This is a genomic window from Bacillus sp. FJAT-27445, assembly GCF_001510665.1.
GTDB lineage: Bacteria > Bacillota > Bacilli > Bacillales > Cytobacillaceae > Bacillus_D.
The window spans coordinates 24,334-35,357 of record NZ_LMTI01000001.1; the positions used below are offsets into that span (position 1 = coordinate 24,334).

General features: G+C 44.2%; 12 protein-coding genes. 8 read left to right on the top strand and 4 right to left on the bottom strand.

What is annotated here, in order from left to right; translation table 11 throughout:
* Positions 1 to 460 precede the first annotated feature (460 nt).
* Positions 461 to 1,369: a DMT family transporter gene (locus tag AR337_RS00130; RefSeq protein ID WP_059169984.1), complete on the top strand. Its 909-nt coding sequence runs from the start codon at positions 461 to 463 to the stop codon at positions 1,367 to 1,369.
* 46 nt (positions 1,370 to 1,415) lie between these two features.
* Here the strand turns inward: AR337_RS00130 and def are convergent, their stop codons facing one another.
* Both def and AR337_RS22545 read right to left on the bottom strand, forming a co-directional pair.
* A complete protein-coding gene (def, locus tag AR337_RS00135; RefSeq protein WP_059169985.1) occupies positions 1,416 to 1,970 on the bottom strand; it encodes a peptide deformylase in 555 nt (184 codons plus the stop codon).
* 254 nt (positions 1,971 to 2,224) lie between these two features.
* The gene (locus tag AR337_RS22545; RefSeq protein WP_082686789.1) at positions 2,225 to 2,347 is read right to left on the bottom strand and encodes a YjcZ family sporulation protein; all 123 of its coding nucleotides are present in this window, start codon (positions 2,345 to 2,347) and stop codon (positions 2,225 to 2,227) included.
* Between the two features lie 220 nt (positions 2,348 to 2,567).
* On the opposite strand from AR337_RS22545, the gene AR337_RS00140 reads away from it, so the two are divergent.
* From AR337_RS00140 to lpdA, 5 genes are all read left to right on the top strand, one after another.
* Positions 2,568 to 3,233: a YkyA family protein gene (locus AR337_RS00140; RefSeq protein WP_059169986.1), complete on the top strand. Its 666-nt coding sequence runs from the start codon at positions 2,568 to 2,570 to the stop codon at positions 3,231 to 3,233.
* Between the two features lie 528 nt (positions 3,234 to 3,761).
* Positions 3,762 to 4,877 carry a pyruvate dehydrogenase (acetyl-transferring) E1 component subunit alpha gene (pdhA, locus tag AR337_RS00145; protein WP_059170802.1) on the top strand — a complete coding sequence of 372 codons (1,116 nt, stop codon included), beginning with the start codon at positions 3,762 to 3,764 and terminating at the stop codon, positions 4,875 to 4,877.
* Between the two features lie 3 nt (positions 4,878 to 4,880).
* Positions 4,881 to 5,858, top strand: a complete 978-nt coding sequence (locus AR337_RS00150; RefSeq protein WP_059169987.1) for an alpha-ketoacid dehydrogenase subunit beta — start codon at positions 4,881 to 4,883, stop codon at positions 5,856 to 5,858.
* Positions 5,859 to 5,930: 72 nt separating this feature from the next.
* The gene (locus AR337_RS00155; RefSeq protein ID WP_059169988.1) at positions 5,931 to 7,310 is read left to right on the top strand and encodes a dihydrolipoamide acetyltransferase family protein; all 1,380 of its coding nucleotides are present in this window, start codon (positions 5,931 to 5,933) and stop codon (positions 7,308 to 7,310) included.
* Between the two features lie 4 nt (positions 7,311 to 7,314).
* Positions 7,315 to 8,724, top strand: coding sequence for a dihydrolipoyl dehydrogenase (gene lpdA, locus AR337_RS00160; protein ID WP_059169989.1), 1,410 nt, complete (start codon positions 7,315 to 7,317; stop codon positions 8,722 to 8,724).
* Between the two features lie 54 nt (positions 8,725 to 8,778).
* On the opposite strand, the gene AR337_RS00165 is transcribed toward lpdA, so the two are convergent.
* On the bottom strand, positions 8,779 to 9,156 hold the full coding sequence (locus AR337_RS00165; RefSeq protein WP_059169990.1) for a hypothetical protein: 378 nt from the start codon (positions 9,154 to 9,156) through the stop codon (positions 8,779 to 8,781).
* Positions 9,157 to 9,345: 189 nt separating this feature from the next.
* Between AR337_RS00165 and AR337_RS00170 the strand changes: the two genes are divergently transcribed.
* Entirely contained in the window at positions 9,346 to 9,606 is a 261-nt protein-coding gene (locus tag AR337_RS00170; protein WP_059169991.1) for a hypothetical protein, read from the top strand.
* 112 nt (positions 9,607 to 9,718) lie between these two features.
* On the opposite strand, the gene AR337_RS00175 is transcribed toward AR337_RS00170, so the two are convergent.
* A complete protein-coding gene (locus AR337_RS00175; RefSeq protein WP_253701426.1) occupies positions 9,719 to 10,177 on the bottom strand; it encodes a DUF1885 family protein in 459 nt (152 codons plus the stop codon).
* A gap of 137 nt (positions 10,178 to 10,314) precedes the next feature.
* Between AR337_RS00175 and AR337_RS00180 the strand changes: the two genes are divergently transcribed.
* Positions 10,315 to 10,614, top strand: a complete 300-nt coding sequence (locus AR337_RS00180; RefSeq protein WP_059169992.1) for a DUF3055 domain-containing protein — start codon at positions 10,315 to 10,317, stop codon at positions 10,612 to 10,614.
* Positions 10,615 to 11,024 lie beyond the last annotated feature (410 nt).

Consider the following 11,024-nt stretch of genomic DNA (forward strand, 5'->3'; position numbering starts at 1 on the left):
TACTAAATCCCCTTTATCCGAATTTCCTACCTGTCCCGGAACCTAGGGGAAACGCTAACAATGTTCCAAATGTTGCTACTGCATTTCAATTTACAATAAGGAAGGAGCCCTTCGCAAGTTTGAAGGGCTCAAAACATCAGGCAATGGTTTTTTTTCGTAATAATTCTTTCCACTGTTTTAAAAGCTTTTTCCTGAGCTTCTTTAACATAGTGGATCAACTCCTTACCTTTATTTTATACCATCCTTGTCCAAAGTAAAGCAGTCAAGCGAATAATTGAGAGGATTTTTCCGGTTATTGGCCATAACTACATTAAATCGGCCTTCTTGTTACTATTAGTATATGCCGGTTGGATCAAATTCTTCATGGTTAATGATGGAATAGGGCAGGAGTCAACAAATTGACAAAATATTTTAGAAAGATTAATGTTTTTTCTATTGAGAGAGGACAGGGGGAATTCGGGTGGGCAGGCTTTATGCTTCATTGCTTGGATTGGGTGTAATTTGGGGAACTTCCTTTATGTTTATAAAAATATTGCTGCAAACACTTGGCCCGGCAGAAGTGGTATTCGGCCGAACGCTTTTCGGGGCAGCCATGTTGTTGGCAATTGCCTTTTTGGTAAAAAAATCAAGGCGGGCCTTTACAAAGCTTCCTCATACAAAACTAATGATAATTGCACTGGCAAATAACGTTTTTCCCTGGCTGCTTATCTCAGCCGGGGAAACCAAGATTACTTCAAGCCTTGCCTCCATCATTAATGCTACTACCCCTATATGGACATTGTTAATCGGCTTTTTGATCTTTTCGACAAAGCTGCGAAAAAATCAGTGGCTTGGCGCTGCTATAGGTTTTTTAGGTATTTTTATTCTTTCCGATTTCAAGGCTGGCTCATTTGGAGGAAGCAATATGGCAGGCATTCTTTTGATGAGTTCGGCTGCCCTTTGTTATGGGATTGGCTCACAAATGACCAAGAAGTATGCGAACGATATACCTGTGTTTGAACTTTCTCTGTACACGTTGTCATTTTCCACCATCGCCAGTTTTATTTTCATGTTCTTTACAGGTTTGCCAAAAGCATCAATTTTTTTCAGCCTGGCAAATGTCGGCGCGTTTTTCGGCCTTGGGGCAGTCGGCTCTGGAATCGCTTACCTTCTATACTATTATCTCGTTCAAAAAGGGAGTCCGGAATTTGCCGCGCTCGTCACGTACCTTGCTCCGGTTTTTGCTATTATATGGGGAGCGTTTCTGTTGACAGAACCAATACAGCCTTCAATGATTGCCGGGCTGGCTGTCATATTTGCCGGCGTCTACATTTCGTCCATTAAGAAAAAGCCTTCCTCCCTCCAACCCCAGAGGGGACAAACAAATTGAGATGGCAAAAAAAAGCTGCCCTCGTGTTTTAAGGGGGCAGCTTTTCTTATCGATCAATAGCAATGGCATCTTCAACCGGTTTAAAAGGATCTTCCTTATTGATATGGTCGTAAAACATAATTCCATTCAAGTGGTCTATTTCATGCTGAAAAACGATTGCGGTAATGCCTTTTAGGCGCAGTTTTTGCATATTACCGTCAAGATCATATCCCTTTACTGTTATACGTGCATAGCGGGGAACATATCCAGGGTAAGGTTCATCCACAGAAAGACAGCCTTCACCGGAGGTCAGATATGCTTTTTCAACTGAATGGCTGATAATCCGCGGATTGAATAGCGCATAACTGTGCAGGTTCCCTTTTTCGTCGTACAGGTGTACAGCAATCATTCTCTTGAGCAAATCTATTTGAGGGGCGGCGAGGCCAATCCCAGGGCGAAACCCATGCTTCTCCGCCATTTCACTATTCTGGCTATTTATTACATATTCCAAAAGGCTTGCAAGAACTTTCCTATCCTCTTCCGAGGGGGGCATAGGTACTTCGAGGGCAATTTTCCTTAAGGTGGGATGCCCATCGCGAATGATATCGTCCATTGTTATCATATAACGTCACTCCTGTGTAAAACTAACTATTTATGGTATCCCGTTGACGGGGAGAAGTATGCCATTAGTCTATCAGACAATTTAAGAAATGTTAATTACATGGAGTAAAATTTATCATCCGGCCATAGAACTTTTAAAATTTAAAATGTGCTAATAAACTTTTTATGTATCCCTGCAGACTTGCCGAAAGTAAAGGAGCCGCTGCCTATTTTGGCATCAAAAAGAAGAGGCGGGTGCCTCCCCTTTTCTCCGCATTATAGCCAGGCACAGCCGACAATAATTAAAAGAATAAACAGTACAACAATTAAGGCAAAACCTCTGCCAAAACCCCAGCCGCCATATCCGCCAGGATAACCATATCCACCGTAACCGTACATAAGCGAACCTCCTCCGCATAATGTTTGCCGGCCCTATTACCGGGCGACTATTACAGCCTATGCGAAGCGGGCAATGTTAGTTTGGGCCCATGCCCATTCATAAGGGGCGATTTTCATGAATAAGATGTAATGTAATGGACATGCCCTTTGGAGTTTTGGAAGTTGTCAAAGGCGGAATCTCTCGATATAGTAGAACTGTTAGGATAAGGAGTGATATATTTTGCCAATTTCTCCAATGAAACGCCTTCTGTTCATTTTTGCGGCTTCAATTTTGCTGCTTGCTGGCTGCCTTGCAAAGGAAACGCCTGAAGCTCAGCTGTATGAAGTGATGGAAAAGGCGGTAAATGCCGAGAAACAGTTTGAAGCACAACAGGATCCATTAATGGAACTTGAAACGAAAGAAAAAGAAATTTTTGATAAAATTATGGGGCTTGGCCTGAAGGAATATAAGCAAATTTCAATTTTATCCGATGAAGCACTCGCCATTGCCGCTAAGAGGAAGGAGCATATTGGACTGGAGCGCCAAAGCCTGGATGATTCTCGGGTGCTATTCAAAGAAGCATCAGGGATTCTGGAGAATATTAAAAATCCCGAATTAAAGAAAAAAGCGGAAACGCTATACAAAACCATGAATGAGCGATATACCGCTCATGAATTGCTATACAAAGAATACATGAAAGCTTTGGAGGGGGACCAGAAGCTTTATACATCCCTGAAAGAAAAAGACATTACCCTGGAAAACCTGGAAGGGCAGGTTAATTCACTTAACACCCATTACACAAGGATCATGGAAACGAACGATAAGTTTAATGAATTGACCGAAAAATACAATAAAGAAAAGCTCGAATTTTATAAAATGGCAGGGCTTGGAAATAAGGATTCCTAAACAGGAAAGCGGGCGCAATGGCTCGCTTTTTCTATTTCATCAAATAGATAACCGCATTTCCTGTTCTATGCTGAAAGTGGGAGGAAACAGGATTAGTACAGTTGCTGAAATGTTAATGGTACAGATTTAAAAACATTAAGTTAGTTATCTAATATCGATATAGTGAAAAATTTATAGGTCATGTTTATTGACGGTTTGGAAGCGAATGATGTAAACTCGACATGCAGGGGGAATTGTATTAATTTAATGGGAATGACAACTGGTACAGAATAAAAGGCAGCGTGATGGAAAATAGGGGTTTCCATTCGCCGTGCATGTGGAAAACTATATAGATATGCTTCAGCAGGCCCTGGTAAAACATAGGCCTCAGTCAGGATTTAAATAAAATAAACAATCTTATAGGAAAGCATCATATAGCCGTATTTATGGGCAACATAAGTTAGTATTTATATCCCATTAAAACAGAACCCCGAATGTGTTTGCAGTGAGAGGACAAATTTTGTGAAAAAGAAAGGAATGGTGACCAATATGGCTTCTAAGACAAAGAACGCCCAAATCGATGAGATGAAGACGCTCGAAGCAGTTGAGCAGCAATTTGAAACGCTCCAGATTTTAAATGAAGAAGGCAAGGTCGTTAACGAGGCAGCAATGCCGGAACTAAGTGATGAACAGCTCCAGGAATTAATGAGCAGGATGGTGTATACACGCATTCTTGATCAGCGCTGCATTTCTCTTAACCGCCAAGGACGCCTTGGATTCTATGCACCTACAGCAGGGCAGGAAGCTTCCCAGCTTGCTTCACAATACGCGCTTGAAAAGGATGATTTCATTTTACCTGGGTATCGGGACGTGCCTCAGCTTATCTGGCAAGGCCTTCCGCTTTATCAGGCCTTCCTATTCTCCCGTGGCCATTATCAAGGGAACCAAATTCCTGAGGGCGTCAATGTTCTATCTCCGCAGATTATCATTGGGGCTCAATATATTCAGGCTGCAGGTGTTGCGCTAGGGTTAAAGAAGAATGGTTCAAAAACAGTCGCGATTACCTACACAGGCGATGGTGGAGCTTCACAAGGCGATTTTTATGAAGGAATCAACTTCGCGGGTGCGTTCAAGGCCCCGGCAATTTTTGTCGTCCAAAACAACCGCTTTGCTATTTCCACACCGGTTGAAAAGCAATCTGCAGCGAAGACAATCGCCCAAAAAGCGGTTGCCGCTGGTATCCCTGGTATCCAGGTGGATGGTATGGACCCTCTTGCTGTTTATAAAGCTGTCAGCGACGCGCGCAAACGTGCAGTAAATGGTGAAGGACCAACCTTGATCGAAACGTTGACCTACCGCTATGGCCCGCATACGATGGCAGGGGATGATCCGACACGTTACCGGACTGCAGACCTTGACAACGAGTGGGAAAAGAAGGATCCACTTGTCCGTTTCCGGAAGTATCTGGAAAGTAAGGGCCTTTGGAACGAAGAGAAAGAAAATGAAGTGATTGAAAGGGCGAAGGAAGAAATTAAAGAGGCAATCAAAAAGGCCGACGCAGCCCCTAAACAAAAGGTAACCGATCTGATGTCATTCATGTATGAAGAAATGCCTTTCCACCTGAAGGAACAATATGAAATCTACAAAGAAAAGGAGTCGAAGTAAATCATGGCTCAAATGACAATGATCCAGGCAATTACGGATGCCTTGCGCATAGAACTTCGCAATAATGAGAAAACTTTGATATTCGGGGAGGACGTGGGTGCCAACGGCGGTGTATTCCGTGCAACCGAAGGCCTTCAAAAGGAATTTGGCGAAGGCAGGGTATTTGATACACCGCTTGCTGAATCCGGAATCGGAGGATTGGCTATCGGGCTTTCCCTAACAGGTTACCGCCCAATCCCGGAAATACAATTCTTTGGCTTTGTTTTTGAGGTAATGGATTCCATAGCCGGACAGATGTCAAGGATGCGCTACCGGTCCGGGGGACGCTACAATATGCCGATTACGGTAAGGTCTCCATTTGGCGGTGGGGTACATACTCCAGAGCTTCATTCCGACAGCCTTGAAGGATTGATGATGCAGACCCCGGGACTTAAGGTCGTCGTTCCGTCAACACCATACGATGCAAAGGGATTGCTAATCTCGTCCATTCGCGATAACGACCCTGTTATTTTCCTGGAACACTTAAAGCTTTACCGCGCATTCCGTGAAGACGTTCCAGAGGAAGAGTACACCATTCCACTTGGAAAAGCGGATATTAAGCGTGAAGGAAAAGATTTGACAATCATTACGTATGGCGCAATGGTTCATGAATCGCTTAAGGCCGCTGAAGAGCTTGAAAAAGAAGGCCATTCCGTGGAAGTTATTGATCTCCGGACTTTGATGCCGCTTGATATCGAAGCGATTGTTGCTTCCGTTGAAAAAACCGGCCGGGCAATCGTTGTTCAGGAAGCTCAAAGGCAGGCAGGCGCGGCGAATCATGTTGTACGCGAAATCATGGAGCGTTCCGTATTGAGCCTAGAAGCTCCTGTGCTGACAGTTGCGGCTCCTGATACAGTTTATCCGTTTTCACAAGCAGAGAACGTATGGCTTCCAAACTATAAAGATGTAATTGAAACAGCTAAAAAAGTACTTACATTCTAAACGGACAGGACCGGCGTTTATAGAACTGTGAAGGACTGAAGAAATACGAGAACAATAGGAGGATGAGGCATAGTGTCATTCCAATTTAAAATGCCTGACATTGGCGAGGGAATCCACGAAGGCGAGATAGTCAAATGGTTTATAAAGCCAGGCGATAAAATTCAAGAAGACGATGTTCTTTGTGAAGTACAAAATGATAAAGCTGTTGTTGAGATTCCTTCGCCAGTAGAAGGAACAGTAGAGGAAATCCTGATTGGCGAAGGTACGGTCGCCACAGTTGGCCAGGTACTTGTTACATTTGATGCCCCAGGATACGAAAATATTCAATTTAAAGGCGACAGCCATGATGAGGACGAATCGGCTGAAGAGAAAACAGAAGCACAGGTACAATCTACTCTTGAATCTGGCCAGCAGCTTAAGAAAGAAGAAGCACAAGAACCGAAAGCTGAAGGAGCTACAGGTGCCGGTGCTGCAGCTGCCAATGCTGCCCCAGAGACACAGGTTGACCCGGACAGAAGGGTTATTGCAATGCCTTCAGTCAGGAAATACGCGCGTGAAAAAGGTGTGGATATCCGCCAGGTTGCGGGAACAGGGAACAATGGGCGAATCCTAAAAGGCGATATTGATTCCTATCTGAATCGTGGAAGCGACTCATCTAAAGAAATTGAAGAAGCAAGTGCTGTCAGGACCGAAACAGCTCAAGCTGCTGAAGAGCCAAAACGAGCTGCAGCATCGATTCCTCAAGGACAGTATCCTGAAACCCGTGAAAAGATGAGTGGAATTCGCCGCGCGATTGCCAAGGCAATGGTCAATTCCAAGCACACGGCACCGCATGTAACGCTAATGGACGAAGTGGAAGTGGCAAGCCTTGTTGCACACCGCAAGAAGTTCAAGGAAGTTGCAGCGGAAAAAGGTATCAAATTAACATTCCTTCCATACGTCGTCAAGGCGCTTACGAGTGCATTGAGGGAGTATCCTGCTCTCAATACATCTGTCGATGATGAAGCAGGGGAAATCATTCAGAAGCATTATTACAACATTGGAATAGCAGCTGATACAGATAAGGGATTGCTTGTTCCTGTTGTTAAGGATGCCGATAGGAAATCGGTATTTGCCATTTCCAACGAGATTAATGAGCTTGCGTCAAAAGCGAGGAGCGGAAAACTTTCTCCTGATGAAATGAAGGGCGGTTCCTGCACAATCACGAATATCGGGTCAGCAGGAGGCCAGTGGTTCACACCGGTCATCAATCATCCGGAAGTTGCTATCCTTGGAATTGGCCGCATTGCGGAAAAAGCGGTTGTAAAAAATGGAGAAATCATTGCTGCACCAGTTCTCGCACTTTCCTTAAGCTTTGACCACCGTGTCATTGACGGAGCGACAGCACAGAATTTCATGAATCACATCAAGCGTTTGCTCAACGACCCGGAACTCTTGTTAATGGAGGCGTAATAAAATGGTAGTAGGAGATTTTCCAGTTGAAACAGATACAATAGTCATCGGAGCTGGGCCAGGCGGATATGTGGCAGCCATCAGGGCTGCCCAGCTCGGCCAAAAAGTGACAATCGTTGAACGGGGAACATTGGGCGGAGTATGCCTAAATGTCGGCTGTATCCCTTCAAAGGCCTTGATTGCCGCAGGGCATAGGTATGAATCAGCCACCCATTCAAGCGACATAGGTATTAATGCGGAAAACGTCACCGTCGATTTTTCAAAGGTCCAGGAATGGAAGGCGGGCGTCGTTAAGAAACTAACAGGCGGAGTAGAAGGCCTTTTAAAAGGCAACAAGGTAAATATCGTCCGCGGAGAGGCATACTTTGTTGATGCGAACACGTTAAGGGTTATGGATGAAAACTCCGCTCAGACCTATACGTTCAACAATGCGATTATCGCAACTGGCTCCCGCCCCATTGAACTGCCGGCCTTCAAGTATACGAAGCGTGTCCTTGATTCCACAGGCGCTCTGGCACTGGATGCAATTCCGAAAAGCATCGTCGTTATCGGCGGAGGTTATATCGGAACAGAGCTAGGCGGGGCTTATGCCAGCTTCGGGACAAAAGTGACCATCCTAGAGGGTGCGGACGAAATCCTGAATGGCTTCGAAAAACAGATGTCCTCACTTGTAAAGCGCAACCTCAAGAAAAAAGGGGCCGAAGTGATTACAAAGGCTCTTGCAAAAGGTGTGCAGGAAACAAAGGATTCTGTTACGGTAACGTATGAAGTAAAAGGCGAAGAAAAAACTGTCGAAGCAGACTATGTATTCGTCATGGTTGGACGCCGCCCGAATACCGATGAGCTTGGCCTCGAACAGGTCGAGATCGAAATGACTGATAAAGGCATTGTAAAAGTCGATAAGCAATGCCGTACCAATGTAGGCAATATTTATGCCATTGGGGATATTATCCCGGGGCCGCCGCTTGCCCATAAAGCTTCCTATGAAGGTAAAATAGCCGCTGAAGCGATTGCGGGACATCCATCCGAAATCGACTATCTGGCCATTCCTGCAGTCGTTTTCTCGGATCCCGAGCTAGCATCCGTCGGCTACACAGAGGCGCAGGCAAAAGAAGAGGGGATTGATGCAATAGCTTCAAAATTCCCATTCGCAGCCAATGGCAGGGCGCTTGCTTTGAACCAGACTGACGGTTTTATGAAGCTTGTAACCCGAAAGGAAGACGGGCTTGTCATTGGAGCACAGATAGCAGGTCCAAGCGCGTCTGACATGATCGCAGAGCTCGGGCTGGCCATCGAAGCAGGCATGACAGCTGAAGATTTAGCTATGACGATCCATGCGCATCCAACACTTGGTGAAATTACGATGGAAGCGGCAGAGGTAGCCATTGGCAGCCCAATCCATATTGTTAAATAGATCCGATACAGAATAAAAATAAGCCCTTCCCGATTTGGGAAGGGCTTTAACATATTATTGTGAACCAGCCAATACTTGCGAGACAGGCTGGATGATTTGTTCTTTTGTCGTAATCCCGTAAATTTTGACCATTACTTTTTCATTATAAAGGACAATCAGAGCAGGGCCGGTTTTGATATCGAATTCATCATAGTACTTTTTCTCTTTTCCCTCCGATAGGACCATAAGGCTTTCCATTTCATCAGGAAAGTCCTTTTTTAGTTCAATCAAGGCATCGTAGTAGGCTGTTTCGCGTTTATATTCCTTTTCGTCAGAAAAGAATATGACTTGTTTCGTGTTTTTATCCACCGCCAGCCTTTCCTGATCCACTTTGCTGCAGGACGCTGTCATGAACAAGGAAATAAAGAGTATATAAACAGGGAAACCTTTCATTTCTTTGCCTCCAGTATGACGAAAATAATGACTGCAGCTGGCAAAACATTAGCTCCATTCTATCACACGATCATTGGCTAGCTTTCCTTGTCATGCAAATGTTACAGAAATGAAAAATATCTGTAGAAGGCCAGGCATATACTTCACTAATGGCAAGTTCATTTTCCAGTTTGCAGGCGGTGATTCTCAATGAAGATGTATGTAGTATTTCTAATCCAATTCATAATTTGGAGCGGATATACTTTGACAGAGTGGCTTTCTAAGCATGACCATCCTTTATATAATGTCCTCATGTTTCTGGTGTTTTTTTATCTGGCAATTATTATCGGTGAAAACTTTATCCAATCCTCGAGGAAGGCACTTTTTATTACCGTCTTCAGCCTTGGGCTTTATGCATCCTTCCATTTTATCCTGTCCTATTTCCACTTTCCTGCATTGCTCCAAAAATAATCAGTGGCTTTCAGGATACCTTCTTTTGCTGTTAACGGCAGCTGGCCCGCCGATTATTGCTTACCGATCGCGGGAAAGAAAAAGCATCCCTATGAGGGATGCGCGTTGAACATTATTTCCGTGGGTTGAAGTACATAATCCTGCCGTTAAACAGATGAAGTTCAGCCTGGAGTTTTTTTGCAAGAAATTTGCAAAACTCGTTCGCTTTGCCTTTGTCGCCCGCCAAAGCGCCATCTGGTAAAGATATCTGGATATATGACTGGATTGAGGAGGTTCCATCCTCCAATTCCACCGCTTCCTTGCCTACTGCGATGGCAATGGCCCTGTATCGGTCGGGATCTGATGTGCTCAAATAGAACCAATCGCCTTTGCTCTCAGGCGTTTCCTTAATTTCGTAAGGAAATGCGCTCTCATCAAAATCCCAATTTACCTGGGCACCTGTTTTGGAGGTTATTTCTTTGTAATAATGAAAGTAATCCTTTAATTCTTCCAATGTAATAGATTGTTTGACAGATGAAGGCACAAGTTTAATAAAAGCGTTTTCAGCCAACACCATACCCCCTTGATTCATATTTCTGTACCTCCTTATTGTAGCATTCTCCAATTTCTTTAAACAACCGACAACTTGAGCACAAAGTGGATTTGTTTGTAATTTTAATAGAATTGAATTATAATAATATTCTAAAAACTTTTTTTAGGAGGAGTGTTATGGAGCAATTCGAAAAGCTTTATGACGAACATGAAAATGTCAAGGTTCGTTTCACTGGCTTCACTACTGAAAATTCCCGCTATGATTTTGGTGTCATCTATTCCTCATTGTTTTTCGGAAAACCCCTTGTCGTTTGCATGCAAACCGGCCGATCAACTCTCCTCGATCCCAAAGACCTGGATGATATAAACCATTTGCAACATGTTTTTCGAATTAGTGATGAAGAACAGGCAAGTGAGCTGGTCGATTTCTTTACCGAAATCCTTCCGTCCGTCCCATTTTCAACTCAATATGATTAAAGGAGGCAGGCCAATAATAACGCCTGCTCAGACTGTAGACAAACCCGAAGAGTTTCGGGTTTCCTACAGTCTTTTTTAATTTTAAATATTAATTGAAATCAATGCGTCTAGATTTCCATTCCGGGGGGACGCTTTCCGCGGGCGGGGCCGAGCCGCTTCCCTCGCTACGCTCAGTCCAGGGTCTCGACTTTCCCGCTATTACCGCAGGACATACAGCTTCCCCGAATAAGCTTTGCACGAAGGAAATGCGATAGCACAAAGGATGGCTTCCTTGAACTTACATGGCACGAAATTATGCGGTAGCACAAGGAAAGCTTCCAAGAATAATCCTCGCACGAAATTATGGGGTAGCACCAAGGAAAAACATCCGTGAATAATCCTCGCACGAAATTATGCGGTAGCATAATTGA